This is a genomic window from Salinicola salarius (genome assembly GCF_003206135.1).
Classification (GTDB): Bacteria; Pseudomonadota; Gammaproteobacteria; order Pseudomonadales; family Halomonadaceae; genus Salinicola; species Salinicola salarius.
This window is the reverse complement of record NZ_PZJT01000006.1, coordinates 261,461-284,419: the sequence shown is the minus strand read 5'-3', so window position 1 is coordinate 284,419 and position 22,959 is coordinate 261,461. Positions and strand designations below refer to the sequence as shown.

Sequence of the window (22,959 nt, the reverse complement as noted above, 5' to 3'; positions counted from 1 at the left end):
CGCGCCGGCCTTTGAGTGCTAATTAAACTTCGCCTGGCGAATCACTGCAGTAGAGACAGAATGCCTTGCGGAACCTGGTTGGCCTGGGCCAGAACCGAGGTGCCAGCCTGCTGCAGGATCTGCTCACGAGTCATGTTGGAGACTTCTGTCGCATAGTCGGCGTCCATGATCCGAGAGCGGGCTTCGCTGAGATTGAGGGTATTGGCACCAAGGTTATCGATAGCGCTACCTAGGCGATTTTCTGTTGCGCCCAGCAGGCTGCGCTTGTCGTCGACGCGAGCAATGGCGCGGTCCAGGGTTGCAAGCGGGTCTTTCGGCGTCTTGATACGTAAATCTTCATCACTTTGGGTCAAGACAATTTGGGTGCGAACTGCGCCGCCAGTTTGTTCCAGGCTGGCGTCTGTCACGGCGGAGAAAGACATCTGATGATAGATGACGAGATCACCACTACCGCTCTCGGTGCGAATTAGTGTACCGAAGTTCAAGTCGTCGTTAACGAGCGTTGCTTGAGTATAGGTACCGTCGTCATTTTGCTCGAGATTCATGACGTAGCCGTCCTCATCGGTACTGAGTACGTCATCGTAGGTGTTCTGCGATGTCTGGTAGTCCACCTGAACGTTCGAAGGATCAAGCGTAATGACTGACTTCCCATCGACCGTGTCGACTACATCGAAGGTGGCTGCCGAGCTGCCCGCATCGTAGCTCGCGTCGACGTTGATATTGCTCTTGCTGCTTGCGATAACGGAGACTTCCGCCTGTCGATACTGATACTCACCGCCGCTCGAGGTTTCGATGTAGAGACCTTGTCCACCTGGCAGGAAAGTGTTTTTCTCCAATAGCCGCGTGCCGCCACTGGTATCGACATCACTGCCATAATTGATAGTTGCGCTATCAGGAATCACGATGTGCTCTACAGCGGTTAGACTGCCTTCGGCAACAGGAAGCGGCTCATCACCATCTGCGCCTCGGTCGCTATAAATCGTATTATTCTGAGCCTTCACGACGGAAGATCCGTCGGGGTTCATGGTAACGGTTGCGAGTTGATATAACGCATTCCCGTCGCCATCCATGGTCTGCAAATAATAGTTGTCGTTGGACTCGACTAATGTACCCGAAGTCGAAGTGTCGTCGGCATCAAGGAACGTGGCTCGAGACGCATCGAAGCTAACACGAGCCTGGTCCTCGAACAGCGATGTGCCACCTCCAATAGTGATGTCGTTATGGTTCTCGGCGGTATAATGTGTCGCATCCAGCCGGTTGTAATAATAATAAGCGGGTGCACCGTCTTCCACGCGAGTCAGGTAAAGCCCCTCGAACTCGCGGCTATCGTTTCGGACAAGGTCGGTAGTGCTGGTGTCTACTGATGACCCATTGATGAGGAAAGTCAGATCAGTCGAGACCTGGGCATCAGCTGCTGGCTTCAGCTCCATATTGCGAGCGGTACCCATCAAGGTGTCGAGAGGCTGCGGATTTCCCTCGACGCCATAGACGGTGAAGTCGGTCAGCCCCAGTTCATCCACGCTGAAACCCGGCGGAGAGAGGTCGACACCCAGCGTCTCGTCATCATTGGCACCAACCTGAAGCTGGACGTTGCCAGCCGAGCCATCCAGGAGCGATAAACCATTGAAATTCGACTGCTGCGCGAGGCGATCGATTTCTTTCAGATTGAGGTTGATCTCGGCTTGCACCGCATCGTGGTCGGCCACGCTCAAGGTGTCGCTCAACCCTTGAACCGTTAGCTCACGAATGCGCTGAAGACGATCGTTCACTTCGCTCAAGGCATCCTGAGCCGTCTGCGACAGTGACACACCGTCGTTGGCATTGCGCATCGCCTGCTGCTGGCCCTTGACTTGGGACGTCATGCGGTTACCGATCGCCTGCCCAGCGGCATCATCCTTGGCACCGTTGACGCGCAGGCCAGAAGCCAGACGCTCTAGCGAGGTAGAAAGCCCATTCGAAGCTCGCCCTTGATTCTGCTGGGCCCTGAGGGCAAGAAGATTGGTATTGATGACCGACATGGCGAGAACCAGCTCCGGGAAAATAGGGAGGCGTTCTGACTTTATCGGCCGCGCGGCGGTGTTCTTTAGCGCACAGTAGCTTCACGAGCCGGCCCGGCTTGCTCCTGCCAAATAGGCGGTCGCAGTAGCTTCTATTCGAGAGAATGACGTGGCGGTTTCTCGCACATCATGGTCCGCAATACTTTCCATGCGGTAGCCACGCCTGATGAAAATATTAGTGACTGGCGGAGCGGGCTTCATCGGTAGCGCGCTGGTTCGGCATCTTCTCGCGGAGACATCGCACTCGGTCGTCAATATCGACAAGCTGGGCTATGCGGCGCATCCGGAAGCGTCACTCGCTCACCACGGCCAAGCGCGGTATCGCTTCGAAAAAGTCGATATCACCGATCGCCCCGCGCTGGAAGCGGTTTTCGAGCGGCATGAACCGGATGCCGTCATGCACCTGGCGGCAGAAACCCATGTCGACCGTTCCATTGACGATCCGATGCCGTTCGTCCATGCCAACATGCTGGGCACAGCAACGCTGCTGGAGGTCGTGCGCCACTACTGGCGTGGGTTGAGCGGTGTACGACGTCAGAGCTTCCGCTTTCATCATGTTTCCACTGACGAAGTCTTCGGTGATCTTGGCGAGGATCGGCAGGCGCGCTTCGATGAGGGTTCCGCCTATGCGCCCAGTTCGCCGTACTCAGCCAGCAAGGCCGGCGCGGACCATCTCGTCAGGGCCTGGTATCGCACCTACGGGTTGCCGGTCATCGTCTCCAACTGCTCCAACAACTACGGTCCCTATCAGTACCCGGAGAAGCTCATCCCGTTGATGATTCTCTCTGCGCTGCACGGTCGGCCGATGCCTGTCTATGGCAGTGGCCAGCAGATCCGGGACTGGCTGTACGTCGAAGATCACGCTCACGCGTTGACGACTATCGTCACGCGGGGCGTGGTCGGGGAAACCTATAACGTAGGTGGCGGTAACGAGCTGACCAATCTCGATGTCGTAAGGGCGATCTGTGCCCTCTTGGAGCAGCTCGCCCCCGACAAGCCCCATGGAGTCGATACCTACGACTCTCTCATTCGATTCGTGACCGACCGTCCCGGACATGACGAGCGCTATGCCATCGATGCCAGCAAGATCCGGCGAGAGCTGGGATGGCAGCCACGGGAAAGTTTCGAACACGGACTGAGAAAGACAGTGGCCTGGTATCTCGCCAATCGACATTGGTCCGGCGCATCGACGCTCGAGCAAAACGCTGCGGGTCGTCTCGGAGTATCGGCATGAAGGGCTACAAGGGCATTGTGCTGGCCGGAGGCACCGGTAGCCGGCTGCACCCCATCACCATGGGGGTTTCCAAACAGCTGCTGCCGATCTACGACAAGCCGATGATCTACTACCCGCTTTCGGTTCTCATGCTGGCAGGGATTCGAGAGATCCTCATCATTACCACGCCCCAGGATCAGGAGAGCTTCAAACGCCTGTTGGGGGAGGGCGATCGCTTCGGTGTCGAACTGAGCTATGCGGTCCAGGCCAGCCCGGATGGGCTGGCACAGGCATTTCTGATCGGTGAAAAGTTCATAGCTATCAAATTGCCTGTCTGGAGGAGATCGCATGGCGTAACGGCTGGCTGCATGAAGAGCAGCTCTTGGAAGCCGCCAGACAATTTTCCAAGAACGGTTACGGTCGTTATTTACGGAGCCTGTCTACCTTATGATTCCCTATACTCGCCCTTATCTGCCAGCCCGTGAACGGCTGGATAAATATATAGACGGTATCTACGAACGCCAATGGCTCACCAATAACGGCCAGCTGGTGCAGGAACTGACTGCCAGACTGGAAACGTATCTGGGCGTAGAAAACCTGCTATTGGTCTCGAACGGTACGCTTGCTCTGCAAATCGCTTATCGGGCGCTCGGTATCTCCGAACGCGCCCATTATGAACGGGTAGAGGCGATCACGACGCCTTTCACATTTGTGGCAACGGCTAGCTCATTGAAATGGGAAGGCGTCGAGCCAGTTTTCGTGGATATTGATTCGGCGACATGGTGCCTTGATCCGGCTAATATTGAATCGGCGATAACTCCTGCAACAAGGGCTATTGTGCCCACTCATGTGTTTGGCAATGCTTGCTATATAGAGAAGATAAATGAGATTGCTCTGCGTAATAATTTGAAGGTTGTATATGATGGTGCTCACTCCTTTGGAGTGACTTATAAAGGGGATAGCATTCTCAAATATGGAGATGCCGCAACTTTGAGCTTCCATGCTACGAAGCTTTTTCACTCTATTGAAGGTGGAGCCATTGTTTTTAAAGAGCGCAAGCACTATGAAGCGGCTCGAAAAATGATTAATTTTGGTATAACGGGGCCGGAAAATATTGATTGCCTTGGAATTAACGCTAAGATGAACGAGTTTCAGGCTGCTATGGGACTCTCTGTTTTAGATGAGTTGGAGGAGAATTTGGGTCTTAGAAGCAAAGTGTGGTCAAATTACGAATCAAAGCTGGCTGATAAGTTGGTAACCCAGAAAAAAAATGTTAACTGTAGCAATAATTGCTCATACTTCCCTATACTGCTTAGTGATTCACATGAGCTTGAATTGGTACAGACATCTCTTCAGTCTAAAGCAATTTTTGCCAGACGTTACTTTTATCCATCTATTAACAAAAGTATTTTTATGGATGTGGAAAATGATTGCGAAGTTTCAGAAAATATTGCAAGCCGTATTCTTTGTCTACCCTTGTATAGCGATCTGGATCACTTTTCGCAACGCTCAATCATAGACTGTGTTCTGTCACAGATAGATCGGAAAATTGAAGCTAAGGTCTAAGGTGCCACTTTGATTTTGCTGATACCGAACATCTTGGTTCTGCTTTTGATAGTGGCTGGGCTTTTTTAAGTCGCGTTGGCTTAGGTTTTATATGAAAAAAATTTTGTTGATTTTTACCGGTTTTAACCAGCGGGCTGCTATTGCCTTCCTGAGATGTGCAGCGAAAAGCAAAGTAAATTTCCGTATTGTTTCTTGTGGTGATGATGATCCGATAAATACAACGACTTACTTGGATAGGATTATATATCGTAGGCGTCATAAGGGCTTAGATATAGAACTTATGAGAGGAATAAGGGAGGCCGTTTTACGACAAGATGGGCTTTGTAAGATAGTCTTACTGCCCACCTCAGAGTACCTGAATCGATTTTTACTTCAAAATAGGGGGGAGCTGGAAGAGCTTGGATATATTATTCCTTTAGTAGATAGGATTCTTTATGAGTCATTATCTGACAAAGAGTCCTTTTCGCAGATATGCCGGTCGTTTAATATTGAAGTTCCCAAGGAAATGTCTGTATATAAGTTGGGGTCGACTTTTGTTGCTAAGCCGAGGACATATCGTGAATCTTTATCGGCAAAGCCAATTTCTCCCGTCCTTGTAAACTCAGAAGAAAAAAGGAAAGAGTTTTTTGATAATTACAATTTAGATAGTTTTTATTTTCAGGAATATTTGATAGGAGAGAGTGTTTATCTTCTCTACTACTTTGCTCGTGGTCAGGTTTTGAAATTTTCCCAGAAAAACATTCTCCAGCAACCAGATGGTAAATCAATTTTAGCGGCAGAGCCATCAACCTTTCATATGAGCGAATATTCAAAAATTTACGAAAAAATGTTATTGGATCTGGGTTTCCAAGGATTGGTTATGGTAGAAGTTAAATTGAACGAGTCAGGTTGTTATATGATTGAGGCTAACCCTAGACTTTGGGGACCTTCTCAGCTTTTGGTGGATAATAATGTAGGTTTTTTTGAGGCATTCATACAGGATTGGTGTGGTGCATATAGTTTTTATAAGCCGCGGGATTATGCCTGTAAGCAAAAAAAATACTTTTGGTTTGGTGGTTTATGTCAAACTCTTCGAGAAAATAAGTTTCCTGTTAGGTGCGCTACAGGTCAATCTGAAAAGATGTTTGAAGTTAATGATTGGATGAAGTTTGATATTTACTCTCGGAAAGATTCCGTTGGGATTTTTTTAAAGGAATTGCTGTGATGTATGTAAAAAACCTTAAAACTCTATATATGCTTGCAAGTAAACATTCGCAGTATCAAGCGCTGCCAACCGCACTTGGAGCGTTGTTAGGGGAGTTGCCTAAAACGACGAAGTTTGATAGGGAAAGGTTGAGTTTTATTGCTGAAAATGTTCCGTTGGAGAAAGCTGTAGTCCTGGATATCGGTGGCAATACTGGATATTTTTCATTTGAAAGCCTTAGTCTTGGTGCTAGGCATGTTGATTATGTCGAAGGAGATTCGGCTCACGCTGAATTTGTATCAGTAGCTGGCCGATACTTGGAGCTAGAAGAACGCATCAATATTTTTAATAATTATTATGATTTTGATCAGAGTTTGAAAAAACGGTATGACGTGTCATATCTGATGAATGTCGTACATCATTTTGGCGACGATTATGGTGACCCTAAGTCAGATATATCCAAGGCTAAGAAATTAATGTTGTCTAATTTGAATAGTTTGTCTAAGTGCTCTCAATATTTGGTTTTCCAGATGGGATTCTGCTGGAAAGGTGAAAGAAGTTCTCCTCTCTTTGAGTTAGGTTTAAAGTCAGAGATGATTGGTTTTATTAAAGCCGGGGTAGAAGAATTTTGGGAGGTTGAAAAAATTGGTGTTGCAGAAAAAGTAAATAATAAAGTTGTTTATAGAGATTGCAGTAATGAAAATATTGCTCGTGATGACTCTCTAGGCGAGTTTTTAAACCGACCGATTTTTATTCTAAAGTCTAAAGTCCAGCAAAATATTTCATAGTTGGCCGGTGTTAACTTGGCCGCTACCAGTGTTAGGAGCTTCTGTGTTATGTGTGGTGCTTTCTATTGTCTGATTTCGTTGAATGCTTCCTCTTGACAGGGCTGATGCTGGTCGAGACAGCGTCCCTGAATTTGTCTTTGACGCTTTCGATGAATCAATGCCTATGAGATCTCTGATTCATACTGCTTACGGATGTTCTTGGGACGGGCTTTGGAGCCGTCTCCATGCTGCGCTGGACCTGGTCAATCCAGCTCTCGATCTCAGAGACAGTGAGGCCATACTGGCGATCCACTTCAGCAGCCGTAGTCTTGCAATTGAACATTCCCATGACTACGGCGGCTTTACGCTTGGGGGGCCATCATTTGATGGAGTTGTCATCGTTTATTCTGTTTTTCTGATAAAAGAACTCTCTAATCTGTGCAGCTATGGAGGCAATCATTTTAAAGCACTTTTAGTTTAGAAGCGAGCTAATAAAGACGGAAGTTAGATAGCTCTTTTTTGGAAGGGTTATGGCAAGGAGCCTGAGGCGTTAAGTGCTGTCTGGTTGCTCTGATGCAATTGATTGGCAGTAGCTGGTCTATAAGATTCGCTACTGCCCTTGAATAATGAAATTGATGTTCTGCTTTGTGTTCTTAATTAATTTGGTGCATGAGGTTTTTTTAGTGGGCTAATGTATTCATCAACTTGTATGGTGCCAAGTGAGCGGTTAATCGTTTCCAGCCTTTGGTGGAGTTGAGCAATTGGTCCATGTAAAGATAGCATTTTTTGGCAAAAGTCTTTTTCGATATTTAGGCGCCGTTCTTCCAGTAGGTTTTCATTAGTCATGATAAACTTGTGAAGCAGGTTGAGATTATGAATGCTGTTGTCAAAATCTCTTTGCAATTCTTCTGTCTGGTTTCTTGATGTGTTCGCGCTATATGAGCCGATATGGCCACGTCGATAAACTGACATAACTTCAGGCGTGTAGAGGTAAGGTTTTTCTCCACAAAGGGCTTCAATAAAAAAATCACCATAGCCAGGTCTTCTCTCTTCCATGAATTGTTGCAGTGATGCATGGCAGCTTTGCCTGAGAAAATACGAAGCAGTGGGTGCAAATTGGTTTTTTAATTTGTAAGTTAGCTGCGGTGAAAGCAATGAGAGTTTGTCACCGTAGCTGCAAAAAAGATCGGTTCGCCCTGATTCCTCGAAATATATTATCGCAGGGTGGACGCATAGGTTGACATCGTACCGCTCTAGAAGATCAAACTGGATTTGCAGTTTATCTTCATTTATCCAGTAATCGTCGCCTTCGCAATAGGCGATGTATTCACCGCGCAGCAGTGAAAAGTGCTCTGTCCGAGGAATATCTTGGGAATAATGGTTAAAAGACGCGATATAGGCGTCCACTATCTCTGGATAGCGCTGCTGGTAACCTTTGACGATATCGCTAGTGCCGTCTGTCGATGCATCGTCGTACACTACAACCTTGAAGGGAAAACTCGTCTTCTGGCCAAGGATTCCTTTCATGGCCTGATCTAGATAGGGGGCATGATTGAACGTCGGTACGACGACCGTCACTTGTATATCGACTGGTTCCCAATTGGCCATGATGACTTCCTGCGGAGGGGCCAGGCTTGAGCCGTGTTGCTGTTCTGTCGTCATGAGATTTTTCCGCTCTTTTTAGCGTTCAGCTTTGAGTTGAAAAGTTGCTGGCCGTAGTGATCGAGCAGTGCCTTCATCTGTTTGTCGTTGCCGCCGTTGTAGTTTTCGGAGAATAAGCTCATTTCCAGGCTACCGGGGAGTTCCAGGATTCTGACCGAGTCGGTTGCTGGATGAAATTCCTTGCCCGCCAAGCGTGCCATGAAGTAGAGCCACATGTCGTCTGCCGTCGGGCAAAGCGACATGAATAGTTCATCGTTCGTTACATCAGAATGAAAACTGTTCGGCGGATACAACACGCCCCCTATGCCGGTGGGAAAGTTCAATGGATGGGGTCGTAAATCCTTTCGTATTTCACGTTGCCACCGGTTGTAGGGAAGTGGTTCACCTGAAGCTGATAGTACTATTCGGTGCAGGCGATGTCCGGGTATCTTTCCTGAGCTTTTATGCGCGGAAACCAGTTCTTCCAGCCAGTACGTCGAGTAATATGTGTCGTCGTCAGCCGTGACAATGTAGGCATTGGGGAATTGTTCCAGAGCCGGAATGATCTTTTTGTAGGACCTTATGTCTCGGCAGAATCTGATATCCAGGCTTTGTTTTTCGAATGCAAGGATATCTTTGCTTAGTGCCGAGCGATCCTGTTCCGCGATCCATAGAATGATGCGATCCGGCTTGACGGTCTGGGAAAGAAGGCTCTCAAGTGCCACCGGCAGATAATCGTAGCGGCGGGGGTAGGAGGTCAGCGAGACAATCAATTCGCCTTTCAGGCCATGCTGTCTAGACTCCTTGGGCTGATTGACCGCTATCATCGACTTGATGACTTGCTGCCAGTGGGTGACCGGCGCGGATGGTTTGATCTGAGGTGCCTTGCGGTTAAGCACTTCGAGGGCATTGGTGAAGGACTGACGATCATCTTCCGGAGATGCCTCAAGCAGATCTGAAGGCACTTGCGTGTGAATTAGCTGGCGCAGGCTCCATGATAGCTTTGTCCTTGCGCCTTCCTCGAATGTGTTTCTTCTAGACGCCGAGGGGATGAAGATCAATTCCATGGACGTGAGATTTTCGGAAAACCGATCACGATCAGATGATGTCGGTCTGGAAGACATCAGGTTGAGCGTTCGATGTAATGTAAGCCCGCAAGATCTCATTATCTCGGTCAGACGGATGGGGTCCTTTTGTCGTGGATCTGTGAGATCGAGTTTGACCAAGACTACCAAGGTTTCAGAGAGCGTCCGGCTGCCGTTTGTCAGTATGGCATCGACATCGAAGCTTGCATCCAGGGCTAGAATGTCAAAACTCTCGAGGCCTTCGATGCTGTCCAGCGCGATGCTGGGGATAGTCAAGTTTTCGATATCACCGATAGGCGAGACGTTGGGCGCAGTGATGCCCCCGGCTTCATCATCATCCTGATACAGCACGGTTGGTGATCCATCCCCCAGGGTTACCTGAGGAAAGTACTGAATTGCCTGGTTCTCCAGCAGGCGTGAATGTCCCAGTAGCCGCGAAGCGGGATCGAACAGCAGAGCGACGATTTGTCCACTGTCGGGCAGCAAATCGACATCGCTTCGCGAGACCAAGATCCCGCCATTATCGAGAATGGTGATTGGTGAACCGAGATCCTCGTCGAGTTCGGCGGGATGGCGCAGGGGCTTTGGCAGCCGAAAAGATTGTTTCTCTCCCTCGAACCATGCCTGTCCTGACTGATTGAATGTTAAAGCAGTAGGTGCGCTTCCTTGGCAGTGGCGCGTCCATATGCCGCGCAGAGCCTTGTGTAGGAATCGGCCGAAGCGTGGCGCATCGCAAATCGGAGACTGCTCTAGATAAGTTCGCAACGAGGCACGAATCACGGCCAGGCTGGGCAAGTCGGCGGCCAGCTCGATGGCACGCTGCCGGTATTCATCCCAACTGCTGACGACCAGCTCCTGCATGCCCGCGTTGGTCAGGTGCGTCGCGGAGTGTCGCCCGGCAAAGGTTGGGCCGGGCAGCGTGACAACGGGCACACCCATCAACAGGGCTTCGCAAGTGGTCAGGCCGCCGGAGTAGGGCCATGTGTCGAGCGCGATATCGACTCTGTTGTAGCTCTCGAGAAGTTGCTGGTGTCTCGACGGCCCTTCCAGTAGCACTCTATCGCGGGCTATGCCTTGGCTCTCGAGCGTATTCAGGATGCGTTCGCATACGTCAGGACTGCTGTACTGACCACCTTTCAGGAACAGGCGGCTTTGCGGGAGCAGCTTGAGCAGCTCGGCCCACTCTTTCAGCAAGGTATCGTTTACCTTGGCAGGGTTATTGAAACAGCCGAAAGTCACATGGCCATTCTTGAGCGCCGGCAGGGAGGTTATCGATGGCTTGTAGGACGGAGGCTGATAGCAGACGTAGTCATCGGGTAGGCGGATGAGCTTTTCCGTGTATTGGTCGTCTACACCGACAGGGGTTTCGATACTGTCGCTCAGGAAGTAGTCGAACGCAGGAGTCCCCATGCTGCTAATCTGCATGCCGACCCATTTGACGATGATCGGGGCAGGCTTCATGTCCATGGTCGGGAGACGGCTGTGTCCTCCATGCCCAGCCAGGTCGATCAGGATATCGATGCCGTCCTCGGCGATCTTCGCCGCGAGTTGCTGGTGATCCAGGTGATAGACGGGCTTCCAGTGGCACACCTTTCTGATGCTTTCGGCAATCGGATCGTCCGATTCGCTATCAGTATAGGCATGTAGCTCGATATCTTTCGGGAGGTGCTCGAGCGCGCTACTGATCATCCAGCCGACCGGGTGAGCTCGCAGGTTGCCGGAAACCAGCCCTACCTTGATCGTTCGATTTTCAAACAAGTCCGTCCGGGTATGCTCGAAGACGTGCGGCGGAGTGAAAAGCTCGGTCCACTCGCGGGATTTTTGTAGGATGCTCTCTGCTGAAGCCTGTGGATCATAATGTAGAGTGAGGACTTCGTTGGAGTAGGCTTGCGAATAGCCCGGGCTGAGGCGCTGGGCTTCACGATAATACCACTCGGCATTTTTGAAGTCCGCCATGTCCTTGTGATAGTTGCCGAGAGTATTGAGTACTGACGGGTTTTGCGGCTTCAATGCTTTCAGCTGATTTAATGCATCTAGCCCTTCTTGGAACCGGAAGTTAAGTGATAAAATGATGCTCCGGATCGGCAGAATTTCTTCTATAGGATGCCCCAATTCCTCAGCGTCTGATAAATAATTCTCTGCCTTTGAATACGCTCCCATCTGATAGAGCATCTCAGCCATATTGAAATGAGCCCTCGCATTCCTAGGGTCGAGCTCAATACTTTGTGCCTGCAGTCTATGCGCTCGGTCTTTTTCTCCTATCATGAAACACGCTCGTGACAAAGCCGTGAGGAGTAGAGGGTCTTCCGGCGCGATCTCGTAGGCTATCTCCAGCGTATCTTTGGCGCGAGCAAGATGCCCAGTTTGCAGTTGGCAATTGCCCAACGCTTTCCACGCAAAAACATCCTCGGGGTACTTCTCAACCAAACGCTCGGCCTCTTCTCCGGCGAGCTTGTACTTTCCTTGGCGATAGAGATCCATGAATCGCTTTTGAAGAGGCGATGGGACATGAGGATGCTGGCTCATAAGAATCAGTTTTCCGGCCTAGTGCTATTGGGATTACGCTAGTTTCCTAGAATTGATGTCGTTTAAAGCGCCGAATAGTTGGCACTCTAGGCCCTTTATTGCGAGGTGTTGAGATAAAACAAGGCCGGCATCATGCCGGCCTTGTTTCCTACTCAGTATTAAGCTTACTGAAGCAGCGACAACACGCTCTGCGGTGTCTGGTTAGCCTGGGCCAGAACCGAGGTGCCAGCCTGCTGCAGGATGTTGGCACGCGTCATGTTGGAAACTTCTTCAGCATAGTCGGCATCTTCGATGCGCGAGCGGGCTGCCGACAGGTTGGTAGAAGTAGTGGTGATGTTATCAATAGCAGTCTCGAAGCGGTTCTGAACCGCACCCAGGTTGCTGCGCTCAGTGTCAATTGCGTTGAGCTTAGCATCGATGATAGCCAAGGCGTTGGATTCGCCAGAAGCCGTAGCCATCACGTCGAAACCTTTTGCTGCTTCGGTGCGTGCTACACCGTTAACGCTGGCAAGGCTGCTTCCTGCTGTTCCTGTAGAGCTGTACATGTTCCAGCCACTATTGGCAGCACTGGAAGCACCGTCAGCGGTAGATTTGCTGATGCTGATACCGATAGTTTCTCCATCTTTCGCGCCAACTTGGATCGAGAAGGATGTGCTGGCGGAAGAACCGAAGACTTTTGTTCCGTTGAAAGACGTTTGGGTGGTAACGCGATTGATCTCTTCCAGACGCTGGTTGACTTCCTTCTGGATGGAGTCAATGTCCTGGGCAGTGTTGGTGCCGTTCTGGGCCTGGACGGTCAGCTCACGAATACGCTGCAGGTTGTCGTTGATCTGGTCCATCGCGCCTTCAGCAGTCTGGGCCAGAGAGATACCGTCGTTGGCATTACGGCTAGCCTGGTTCAGGCCAGTGATGGTGGAGCTCATGCGGTTGGCAATGGCCTGGCCGGCAGCGTCGTCCTTGGCGCTGTTGATACGCAGGCCGGAAGAGAGGCGCTCCATGGCGGTCTGCAGATTGCTCTGAGACTTGTTCAGGTTGTTCTGACCGATCAACGCTGTGATGTTGGTATTGATAACTGCCATTGTCGTATTCCTTTCTCACTTTGAGAGGGCAATTTGGGCCTGATCCGCTGCGCGATGGCAGGTGGTGCCGGATCCTGCTGCAACGGCCCCGTGGCCGTTACCCCTGTTATCGGCGCTACTCAATTTTGCTTTAGGCCCATTTGAGAAATTTTTGATGTGCGTGTGCGCAGTATGGATTCGGCCTTCGAGAAGTGCCTGGCTGCCCGGCGTGAAGCGGGGCGCAGGAGGCCCCTTCGATAGCACTGCCTTCGGCCACGCCCCGTGTGGTAGGCGCAATGCCGGCGCCGAACTTATAGCGGGCTGGCGCCGAACGATAGTGATGTGCCGCCTCATCTTATGGCGCTCGGCTCCGGCGGCATTCGATCGCCGGGAACCTGCCGGCTTCCGTAATGATGCTTCGTGGTGCGTCGTTGAATTCAGAGTCGATACAACTGCTGGCGGGCATTGATGGCCCGTAGAACCTCGAGCGGGCTGGAGGGGCGGGCGGCGGATGCGCCAACGGTTTTCCCTCCGCCCCGCCTGGGCTTGATGGCCGAGGCGGAATGAGATTCACTGGCCTGCCTGAACGGGGGCGGCTTTGATGATTTTTGAGGCGAGTTTGGCTAGACTAGGCTGGCTCTTTGGATAGTCATCGATTATTTTTCAGCAGCAAATTATTCATTCCGTTCTACGCTAGTCACAACTATTTATTAATCAGGCTTGTTGCGGCCCGTTTCGGGTCATTTTTCAGGATCCCAATTAATTATTATGCCTCGCACGATGGATGAACGTGAAAAACTCCGTAAGTTTCGTGAACTCGATGATGCTTTTGCCCAGGCGCTCCGTGATCTCGACGGTGGGTCTCGATCCGGTCGATCGGTAGAAGCGGAGCCGGAAAATACGCTTCCGGCGTTCGAGGAACGCCTGCACAGCCTGATGGCCGAGTACGCGTTGAGCCAGAGCTGTGTGCATGAAATGCTGAGCACGTTACTGGAGTACAAGAGAATTCGATAAGTCTCATTATCCGGGCGAGATGGCTTGTTTCGATGACGGCGGGTCGGTTTTAAACTGATTTTTAACTCTTTCTGAGGCTGCCAAGGCGCTCAGTGTCTCTACTGGTGCATGTCTTGTTATCGATAGGGTCATCAAGCCGGATTGTCTGCCGTCAGGATATTAACGGAAAACGAGAGATAACGGCGTTGAGGTAAGACCTGCGCAGCATCAGGTGGCTCTCTGTTCTACCCGCGCTACTGAATTCGTGGTGAAGAAACCATCGAGAAGTCGCTTTGCTGTCATGCGCCAGGGATGCGGTGAAGCCAAGGCAGCGGCGGTGGTGGCTCCAGGCGCTGCGATGGTTCCATACAGCGAATGGCGCTTGCCGCTCGGGCATCGGGGCCAGCGAACCATCGAAAGCCGTCCCCGGTAAGATCCCGATATTATTCTGCTGACAAGTTATCGAGGGTTCATTAACCTCGCTGCCTACCGGAAGCGCGTGAACCCGGTGGGCGCGCGGTTTGTGGTGATCTGGTGATGAACGGTCAATGACGCCGCATTTGCGGCGTTTTCAATTTGTGAGGTAACGGCATGGGTTGGGATTGCCCCAAGAGTCTCTGGCGGCTGGGGTTTGCATTGGTGTTGGTGTACGCCGCGCTGGGTATCGCGGCACATCCGCTGAAAGACGTCATCGAGCCTTACATGGCGTTTCTAGGGCTGGTTTCCCTGCTGATTTTTGGGGGTTGGCGCCGAAGGAGCGCTGCCCTGGGATTGCTGGTTGCGATCTGCCTGGTGCAGCTCCTCAGTTGGTGGCTTGCCATCGCTGATCATCCGCAGTGGGCCAGGCCCAACCCGGATACCGAGCGGATGGCGAAGCTTTTCATCTTCATTGCCATTGCCTGGTGGCTGCGTGGGAGTCTCCGCCATGTTTTCTGGGTCTGGGGGCTGGCGCTCCTGGCGTTCCTGCTGACGACGGTGATCTTCCCCGAAGGGCGTGATTCATGGGCCGCTGGCCTGCAGGGCGAGCGCGTCGGCTTTGGCATCCAGAACAATCAGCATGCCTCGATGTTGTTTGGGGTCGCGCTGATTGGGCTCATGGCCTTTGCCAGGCGTTTCTGCTGGTCCGGCGGGCTTCGATGGGGGCGTGCATGCCTCTGGCTGGGGCTGACGCTGATGACACTGGTGGGGATTCTGTTCGGTCAGACTCGAGCCGTCTGGCTGGCGCTGCTGGTGTCCTCGGTCGTTGCATTGGCAGTGGTCGGATGGTACGCCAGGAAGCGTTACCAGGTCCGTCTATGGAACCGAACGACGATTTCCATTGGCGTTGTTCTCGTAGTGGCTGGCGGGATCGTCGCCGCTTCGTTCGGGCATGTGCTGACTGACCGGGTGTTCACCGAGGATCAGGTCATCGCGCAGCTGCTCTCCGGGAAGCTGGATACGCTCCCCTATACCAGCATCGGTATTCGGATTCATTCCTGGGTCGCGGCTACGCACTGGATCGCTGAAAGACCGTGGCTGGGATGGGGTAGCAATGGGCGCGAGCTGGTCATCGAACACACGCCGTGGCTTCCCGAGTTCGTGAAAGCGCACTTCGGTCATTTGCATAATTTCCTGCTGGAGACACTGGTCAATTATGGCGTGCTCGGCTTGGCGGTGATGGGCGCGCTGGTGGCATGGGTCGCTGTCATCAGCTGGAAAGCCTGGAAACGGGGCGACATGCCCAACGATGTGGCGTTGTTTGCGCTGGCTTTCTTCTTTTACTGGCTGGTGGTCAATCAGTTCGAGTCCTATCTCTCCTTCTGGACGGGCATCTACGTGCACAACCTGATCGTGGCGGGACTCCTCACACTGTACTGGCGTTCGCCAGGCGATGCGGGTTATGTCGGCCAAAACCGATTACCATGAGGCCTAGGCTTTGGAAACACTGCATAAATGCCTACGCAGGCGAATCGCTGCGTTGCGCGGTGCTAGGAATCCTCACCTATACCCCATAGGCTCCGGTTCCTGCGCTCCGTGCGCCTTGCGCTTCATCCTGCTCGCCGATTTATTCAGCGTTTCCCTCTGTCTGAAATGGGCATCAAGCGCGGATAGCCGCGCTTTTTACACGCTGATTGCATACGACGGTTGAAGGGATAGCAATGCGAATCACGATTTTCGGTACCGGATATGTGGGCCTGGTGACCGGCGCCTGCCTGGCTGATGCCGGCCATGAAGTCATGTGCATGGATATCGACGAGGGGAAGGTCGCGCGCCTCAAGCAGGGCGAGATTCCGATCTATGAACCCGGGTTGGAAACGTTGGTCATCGAGAACGTCGGCCAGCAGCGTCTATCGTTCACGACCGATGCGGCGGAGGCGGTGGCGTTCGGCACGTTGCAGTTCATTGCGGTGGGCACGCCGCCCGATGAAGATGGCAGTGCCGATCTGCAGTATGTGCTGGCGGTCGCCAGAACCATTGGTCAGTACATGGATGATTATAAGGTCGTGATCGACAAGTCCACGGTGCCGGTCGGTACGGCGGACCGCGTTCATGAAGCCATCGCCAGCACCCTGACCGAGCGTGGCGCCAAGCTGGACTTCGATGTCTGCTCGAATCCGGAGTTTCTCAAGGAAGGCGCAGCCATCGAGGACTTCACCCATGGCGCGCGTATCGTCGTGGGCACCGAGTCGGATCGGGTCAAGTCGTTGATGCGGGAGTGTTATGCCCCGTACAACCGCCGCGTCGAGAAGCTGATGTTCATGGACGTGCGCAGCGCGGAGCTGACCAAGTACGCCGCCAACGCCATGCTGGCGACCAAGATCAGTTTCATGAACGAGATCGCCAACCTGGCCGAGCGGTTGGGAGCGGATATCGAACAGGTTCGCCGTGGCATCGGCAGCGATCCGCGAATCGGCTACCACTTCATCTATCCCGGCTGCGGGTACGGCGGCTCCTGCTTCCCGAAGGACGTTCAGGCGCTGGCGCGGACGGCCAGCCAGATCGGTTACGACCCGCAACTGCTCAATGCCGTCGAAGCCGTCAACGACCGCCAGAAGGCGACCCTGTTCAGCAAGCTGAGCCAGGCATTCGATGGGCAACTGGAAGGCAAGACGGTGGCGGTCTGGGGGCTGGCCTTCAAACCCAACACCGATGACATGCGCGAAGCTCCCAGCCGCCATCTGATGGAGGCGCTCTGGGCGGCCGGCGCCAAGGTTCAGGCGTACGACCCGGAAGCCATGGAAGAGTGTCGTCGCATCTACGGTGAACGGGACGACCTGACGCTGGCCGATGGGCGCGACGCGGCGTTGAACGGTGCCGATGCCCTGGTGATCTGCACGGAGTGGAAGTCCTTCCGCACGGTGAATTTCGCCCATCTGCAGCGCACGCTGAAGACGCCTGTGATCGTGGACGGGCGCAACCTGTTCGAGCCGGCACAAGTTCGCGCGGCGGGGCTGCTCTACTTCGCGGTGGGGCGGGGCGATTCGCTGCAGGTCGGTCAGCGCAAGGCCCACTGAAGCCGGATTGCATCGGGCCCGGCACGTTCAGGCATGAACTCGAGAGAGCCCGGTACCATTTGGTATCGGGCTTTTTTGTCGCTAGGCTCGATAGCGTCGAACGATCTTCCACTACAGCAAAGCCAAGGATGTGCCCATGCTGATTCCCGTTGTCCTGGCCGGCGGTTCCGGCTCTCGCCTGTGGCCGATGTCGCGGGCGAGCCATCCCAAACAGTTCCTTCGGATCACGGGCGCGCGCAGCATGCTGGTGGAAACGCTGGCGCGCTTCGAGCCTCTGGATGTCGCGGAGCCGATCGTCGTCTGCCAGGAGGCGCACCGCTTTCTGGTGGCCGAGCAGTTGCGCGAAGCGGGCCGGTCGGCGGATATCCTGCTCGAGCCGGCGATGCGCAACACCGCACCGGCCATCGCGCTGGCCGCGTTGCAGGCCATGAGCCGTGATCCGGATGCGCTGATGCTGGTATTGCCGGCCGATCACGCGATCGCCAGCCCCGAGGCGCTGATCCAGGCGATGGCGCCGGCGCAGGCAGCGGCCAGGCAGGGCAAGCTGGTGACGTTCGGCGTGACGCCGACCCGTGCGGAGACCGGCTACGGTTATATCGAGATAGGCATCGAGACCGGTATCGACATCGAGCCAGACGAAGCTTCCGGCGCCGACGCGATACCGATCCGGCGCTTCGTCGAAAAGCCCGACGCAAAGACCGCGCAGGCGTATGTCGCCAGCGGCCGTTACCTGTGGAACAGCGGCATGTTTCTGATGCGAGCGGATCGCTACCTGCAGGAACTCGAGCAGCAGCGCCCGGCAATGCGGGAGGCGGTCACGAATGCCTGGGAGGGGCGCCAGGCCGATCTCGATTTCCTGCGGATTGCGGCTGAGCCCTTCATCGCCTGTGACGCCGAGTCGATCGACTGCGCGGTGATGGAGAATACCGCGGACGCCAGCGTGGTTGCGCTCGATGCCGGCTGGTCGGATGTCGGCTCCTGGCAGTCGTTGTGGGAAATCTCTCCGAAGGATGGTAACGACAACGTGCTTCGCGGTGATGTAATCGCCGAAGACGTGAACGGCTGCCTGCTTCACAGCGACAGCCGCCTGGTGGCGGCGGTCGGTATACGCGATCTGATGGTGATCGAGACGCCGGATGCGGTGATGGTCGCGCATCGGGACGCCGCGCAGGCGGTCAAGGTCATCGCGGAGAGGCTCAAGCGCCAGAATCGCCCCGAATGGGATCAGCATCGCCGTGTTCATCGCCCCTGGGGCAGCTATGACGGCGTGCATGCCGCCGAGCGTTATCAGGTCAAGCATATCCGGGTGACGCCCGGCGGCCGGCTGTCACTCCAGAAGCATCTCCATCGTGCCGAGCACTGGATCGTGGTACGCGGCACCGCCCGGGTGACGCGTGGCGAGGAGATATTCCTGCTGGAAGAGAACCAGTCGACGTATATCCCCCTGGGCGTGGTTCATCGCCTCGAGAACCCCGGCAAGATCGAGCTGGAGTTGATCGAGGTGCAGAGCGGCAGCTATCTCGGCGAAGACGATATCGAGCGCTTCGACGACGCCTATCATCGCGATTGAGCGCCACTTGAGTGCCACTTGATGGCTACTTGAATGTTAGAATGCTAGTTGAACGTCAGGATCGAGACTCAGGAATTCGGCTGGCCGTCGGCGTCATTGGGTAGCGCGTTGTCGCCCATGGCTTCCGCCAGCGGCGGCTGAGGTTCGTTGCCGCCGTTGCGCATTGGCATCTGCAGACGCACGGTGGGGAGATACTCCGGGTAGTGCCGGCAGATGAAATCGATCAGCCCTTCATGGATCGCGCAGCGCAGGTCGAACGTGTTGGGCCCGCCGGTGGCGCTGACCAGCACACGCAGCTGCTTGTTGCGCTCGGTCATCTCCAGTGTCTGCACGACGCAGACGCGGCGGTTCCACAACGGCGAGGCTTCCGCCAGACGTTGCGCTTCCTCTCTCAGCGGCTCCATGGGCAAGTGGTAATCCGCGTACAGGATGACCGTTCCGATGAGGTCCTTGTCGCGGCGTGTCCAGTTCTCGAACGCGTGGTCGACGAAATAGGTGATCGGCAGGACCAGCCGCCGCCAGTCCCACAATCTCACGACGACATAGGTGAGCGTCAGCTCCTCCACCCAGCCCCATTCGCCTTCGACGATCACCGCGTCGTTCAGCTGCACCGGCTGCGTCAGCGCGATCTGGATGCCGGCGATCAGGTTACCCAGCACCTTCTGCGCGGCAAAGCCCAGTACCACACCGAGAATGCCTGCCGAGGCCAGAATGCTGGTGCCGAGCTGGCGGACTTTCTCGAACACCATCATCATCGAGGCGACGGCCAGAACGATGATGATGAAGTTGATCAACTTGCGCAGCACGGTGATCTGGGTATGCACCTTGCGTGCGATAGCGTCCTCCTCGTCACCGAAGCGGTAGCGTTCGCTCAGCGCTCGCTCGCTGATGTTGACGCCGTGGATCAGTATGCCTGCGATGCTGGCGATGAGGATCAGGCTGGCGAGGTTGTGCAGCGCCGTGTCGAGGCGTACCGAGGTGACGAAAATCGGGAACAACGAGAACAGTACGAAGATGGGTATCAGTACTGCCAGGCACCTCACCATGAACGGCACCAGGAAGCGTTCCAGCATCGACTTGCGCCGGCCGGCCCAGCGATCCATGACCCTGACGAGACGTCGTGACATTCGCACCAGCAGCCATACACCCAGCAGCGCCGCGCAGAAGTGCGCCGCCGTCATGATCAGCGAGTGACCCTGCACGGCTGGCGGAATCAGGAAATACGCCGCGCCAAACAATCCGTATGTCCACAGGACGCCAACCAGCGGTGGGTGGACGGCGATCGCCGTCGTGCTCATCAGGTGCAGACGACTGTCGTTGAGCCTTCGCAGGCGGAAGTGAATGTACTTGAGCAGCCCATGGGCGACGATGGTCGCGCCGATGATGGCCGCTGCCATGATCCAGAACGGCAGCGCATCAAGCCACTGCACGATCAGGGTATTGATAAACGCTGCATTGGTAACCGATGCATTCATGAATGAGCCTGTTGATGACGAGGATCGATTCATTCAAGCGTAGGCGGTTTGGATACAACTTTCGTCGCGGCAGGCAGTTTTGTTCGAGAGCCTTCGCGGCTCGCAGGCAAACGCGCCCGCCCGGTGGCCGAGCGAGCGCGTGGGGCAGGTTACGGTTACTGGGAAAGCCCGATCTGGCGCGAGATGTCTTCGATCTGGGCGATCTGGTCGTTGACGAACGTGGTGAAGGCTTCGCCATGCATCTCGAAGGGCATCAGGCCGTTCTGCGTCATGACGCCTTTCCACTCGTCGCTCGCGTACAGCGTGTCGATGGTGTCGACCCACCACTCATAGGCGTCTTCGGAGACGTCCGCCGGCATGTAGAACCCGCGCCAGTTGGGGGCGATCGTATCGATGCCCTGTTCGCGTGCCGTCGGCCACTGGTGCAGTTTGCCGGGGAGGCGCTCTTCGGAGAGGATCGCCAGGGGGCGCAGGTCGCCGGACTCGATGAAGCTGACCACCTCCGAAATGTCGCCGGTGAAGGCGTCCACATGGCCGCCCAGGGTCTGGGTCACCGCCTCGCCGCCGCCGTTGTAGCCCAGGTAGGCGATGCGGGCCAGATCATCGACGCCGGCCTCGTTGGCGGTCATCAGCAGCTTCAGGTGATCCCAGCCGCCGGAAGCGGTACCGCCAGTGAAGGTCAGCGCGCGCGGATCTTCCTTGAGCGCTGCCATGACCTCGTTGAGCGACTGATAGGGAGAGTCGGCGGCGACCGCAATCACGCCGTAGTCCGCTCCCAGCGTGCCGATCCAGTTGACCATGCCGGCGTTCATTCCCGGGAACTGGCCGCGTGCCAGGCCTGTCGTGGTCACGGTGCTGGCGGCGACGATCAGATTCTCCTGTCCGGCGCGCTTCTGGACCACGTGGGAGAAGCCGACGCCGCCGCTGGCACCCGGCATGTTGGTGGTCTGCACGTTGCCGTCGACCAGACCGAGATCGCCGAGCACCCGGCCGACGGAGCGGCAGGTGAAGTCCCAGCCGCCGCCGGGATTGGCCGGGGCGATGCAGTCTACCTTGCCGCTCTGCTCGAAGGCCTGGGAAGTGCTGGCGGCGCTCAAGAGCAGGCCGCCGGCGATCAGCGTTTTCAGGCTACGTGGGGTCATGGCGTGTTCCTCTTCGTGTTGTTATCGAGCTGCGCTTTCGCTCGTTGCTCGTTGCCTTCTGGCCGCTGCTCACGATCGATCGACAGCGAACATGGCGCAGCGGTGTGTCTCGAGAGGACTCTAGCGAGCGGCGTCGGCGGGAAAAATTGGCATTTGAACAAGCGAGCCTTCGCGCTTTTCGAAGGGTTTACACCTTCGTCGTAACACCAGCGGAAGCCGAGTTGCGGGCGTCTTCGGCATCGACATCGGCATCGGCGTCAGTATCAGTATCGGGGCCGGGATCGCGCGAACTGGCGCCGGCGAGGTGCTCGACCATCTGGCGGGCGATCAGCGGCAGGGCCTCCAGATCGCGGACGCCGATGACCAGTTCCCGTTCCGCCCACTCGTCGATCAGTGGAATCGTCGCCAGCGACAGGCTTTCCCGATAGGCGGCGACGGCGCGGGCCGGGAGAATGCCGATGCCCATGCCGCGATCGATCATCCGGCAGATGCCTTCGAAGCTGCGTACCTGGATGCGCATCCGCAGCGGCTGCGCCAGACGTTGGGAATCCTGGTGCAACAGGGCGTGAAGCGAGGAGTCCTGCTCCAGGCCGATGAAGTCGTAATCCAGCGTCTCGGCGAAGGCGAGGCTCTGGCGAGTGGCCAGCGGGTGATCCCGGGCCGTGACCAGGACCAGCCGATCCCGGCGATAGGGGTGGATCGACAACCCTTCGGCGGGGATATGGGCGGAGAAGATGCCGATATCGGTGAGGCCGTCGCGCACCGCCGCGATGATCTCGTGACTCAATCGCTCCTGCATGTCGATGCGAATCTGCGGATAGCGCGCGGTGAAATCGCTCAGGTCATCGGGAAGGAATTCGATCACCGCCGAGGTGTTGGCATGCAGTCGCACGTGGCCCCGGATCCCCACGCTGTACTCGCTCAAGTCGGCGTTGAGGTGATCGAGGCTATCGAGCATGTGGCGCGCGTGATGGAGCAGGGCGTGGCCGGCGGGCGTCAGCTCGACGCCGCGCGGGCGCCGGTAGAGCAGTGTCGTCGAAAGCTGTGTCTCCAGATCGCTGATCCGCTTGCTGACCGCCGCCAGCGCCAGATGTTCGCGCTCGGCCGCGCGGGTCAGGCTTCGCGAATCGGCAATCGCGACGAATAGCTTGAGGGTAACGAAGTCGAGTCGTTTCATGACGATAGGCAT

Annotated in this window: 16 protein-coding genes and 1 pseudogene; 10 read left to right on the top strand and 7 right to left on the bottom strand. The window is 55.0% G+C overall.

Features of this window, described 5'->3' with window-relative positions:
* Positions 1 to 41: 41 nt before the first annotated feature.
* Positions 42 to 2,018 carry a flagellin N-terminal helical domain-containing protein gene (locus DOM32_RS18235; RefSeq protein WP_110632930.1) on the bottom strand — a complete coding sequence of 659 codons (1,977 nt, stop codon included), beginning with the start codon at positions 2,016 to 2,018 and terminating at the stop codon, positions 42 to 44.
* A 205-nt stretch (positions 2,019 to 2,223) separates the two neighbouring features.
* Here DOM32_RS18235 and rfbB point away from each other — a divergent pair, with 205 nt between their 5' ends.
* From rfbB to DOM32_RS18425, 6 genes and pseudogenes are all read left to right on the top strand, one after another.
* Positions 2,224 to 3,291 carry a dTDP-glucose 4,6-dehydratase gene (gene rfbB / locus DOM32_RS07775; protein ID WP_110632927.1) on the top strand — a complete coding sequence of 356 codons (1,068 nt, stop codon included), beginning with the start codon at positions 2,224 to 2,226 and terminating at the stop codon, positions 3,289 to 3,291.
* Positions 3,288 to 3,587 (top strand): annotated as a pseudogene (locus tag DOM32_RS07770) (sugar phosphate nucleotidyltransferase); the annotation flags it as partial. The gene rfbB and the pseudogene DOM32_RS07770, both read left to right, overlap by 4 nt.
* Positions 3,588 to 3,717: 130 nt before the next feature.
* Positions 3,718 to 4,836 (top strand): DegT/DnrJ/EryC1/StrS family aminotransferase, encoded by a 1,119-nt coding sequence (locus tag DOM32_RS07765; RefSeq protein WP_110632924.1) that lies wholly within the window; start codon positions 3,718 to 3,720, stop codon positions 4,834 to 4,836.
* A 91-nt stretch (positions 4,837 to 4,927) separates the two neighbouring features.
* Positions 4,928 to 6,040: a hypothetical protein gene (locus tag DOM32_RS17740; protein WP_157957038.1), complete on the top strand. Its 1,113-nt coding sequence runs from the start codon at positions 4,928 to 4,930 to the stop codon at positions 6,038 to 6,040.
* The gene (locus DOM32_RS17735) at positions 6,040 to 6,807 is read left to right on the top strand and encodes a class I SAM-dependent methyltransferase (RefSeq protein ID WP_157957037.1); all 768 of its coding nucleotides are present in this window, start codon (positions 6,040 to 6,042) and stop codon (positions 6,805 to 6,807) included. The genes DOM32_RS17740 and DOM32_RS17735 overlap by 1 nt, the downstream gene beginning before the upstream one ends.
* Before the next feature lie 82 nt (positions 6,808 to 6,889).
* Positions 6,890 to 7,267 (top strand): hypothetical protein, encoded by a 378-nt coding sequence (locus tag DOM32_RS18425; RefSeq protein ID WP_157957036.1) that lies wholly within the window; start codon positions 6,890 to 6,892, stop codon positions 7,265 to 7,267.
* 176 nt (positions 7,268 to 7,443) lie between these two features.
* Here DOM32_RS18425 and DOM32_RS07760 read toward each other — a convergent pair whose 3' ends face one another.
* The 3 genes from DOM32_RS07760 to DOM32_RS07750 all read right to left on the bottom strand — a co-directional run bounded on the left by DOM32_RS07760 (position 7,444) and on the right by DOM32_RS07750 (position 13,117).
* Positions 7,444 to 8,448, bottom strand: coding sequence for a glycosyltransferase family 2 protein (locus DOM32_RS07760; RefSeq protein WP_110632921.1), 1,005 nt, complete (start codon positions 8,446 to 8,448; stop codon positions 7,444 to 7,446).
* Positions 8,445 to 11,993 (bottom strand): O-linked N-acetylglucosamine transferase family protein, encoded by a 3,549-nt coding sequence (locus DOM32_RS07755; protein WP_208625337.1) that lies wholly within the window; start codon positions 11,991 to 11,993, stop codon positions 8,445 to 8,447. Before DOM32_RS07755 ends, DOM32_RS07760 begins: the two co-directional genes overlap by 4 nt.
* Positions 11,994 to 12,202: 209 nt before the next feature.
* Positions 12,203 to 13,117: a flagellin N-terminal helical domain-containing protein gene (locus DOM32_RS07750; protein ID WP_110632915.1), complete on the bottom strand. Its 915-nt coding sequence runs from the start codon at positions 13,115 to 13,117 to the stop codon at positions 12,203 to 12,205.
* Between the two features lie 759 nt (positions 13,118 to 13,876).
* Between DOM32_RS07750 and DOM32_RS07745 the strand changes: the two genes are divergently transcribed.
* The 4 genes from DOM32_RS07745 (at position 13,877) to DOM32_RS07730 (ending at position 19,153) form a co-directional block, all read left to right on the top strand.
* Positions 13,877 to 14,110 carry a hypothetical protein gene (locus DOM32_RS07745; protein ID WP_071230112.1) on the top strand — a complete coding sequence of 78 codons (234 nt, stop codon included), beginning with the start codon at positions 13,877 to 13,879 and terminating at the stop codon, positions 14,108 to 14,110.
* Between the two features lie 570 nt (positions 14,111 to 14,680).
* Complete coding sequence (locus tag DOM32_RS07740; protein ID WP_244179850.1) at positions 14,681 to 15,994, top strand: O-antigen ligase family protein; 1,314 nt, start codon at positions 14,681 to 14,683, stop codon at positions 15,992 to 15,994.
* Positions 15,995 to 16,227: 233 nt separating this feature from the next.
* Complete coding sequence (locus tag DOM32_RS07735) at positions 16,228 to 17,583, top strand: UDP-glucose dehydrogenase family protein (RefSeq protein WP_110632912.1); 1,356 nt, start codon at positions 16,228 to 16,230, stop codon at positions 17,581 to 17,583.
* A gap of 136 nt (positions 17,584 to 17,719) precedes the next feature.
* A complete protein-coding gene (locus DOM32_RS07730) occupies positions 17,720 to 19,153 on the top strand; it encodes a mannose-1-phosphate guanylyltransferase/mannose-6-phosphate isomerase (protein ID WP_110632908.1) in 1,434 nt (477 codons plus the stop codon).
* A 68-nt stretch (positions 19,154 to 19,221) separates the two neighbouring features.
* On the opposite strand, the gene DOM32_RS07725 is transcribed toward DOM32_RS07730, so the two are convergent.
* The 3 genes from DOM32_RS07725 to DOM32_RS07715 all read right to left on the bottom strand — a co-directional run bounded on the left by DOM32_RS07725 (position 19,222) and on the right by DOM32_RS07715 (position 22,947).
* Positions 19,222 to 20,628 (bottom strand): mechanosensitive ion channel family protein, encoded by a 1,407-nt coding sequence (locus tag DOM32_RS07725; protein WP_110632905.1) that lies wholly within the window; start codon positions 20,626 to 20,628, stop codon positions 19,222 to 19,224.
* Between the two features lie 155 nt (positions 20,629 to 20,783).
* Positions 20,784 to 21,770, bottom strand: coding sequence for a Bug family tripartite tricarboxylate transporter substrate binding protein (locus DOM32_RS07720; RefSeq protein ID WP_110632902.1), 987 nt, complete (start codon positions 21,768 to 21,770; stop codon positions 20,784 to 20,786).
* Positions 21,771 to 21,957: 187 nt separating this feature from the next.
* Positions 21,958 to 22,947 (bottom strand): LysR family transcriptional regulator, encoded by a 990-nt coding sequence (locus DOM32_RS07715; RefSeq protein WP_110633386.1) that lies wholly within the window; start codon positions 22,945 to 22,947, stop codon positions 21,958 to 21,960.
* Positions 22,948 to 22,959 lie beyond the last annotated feature (12 nt).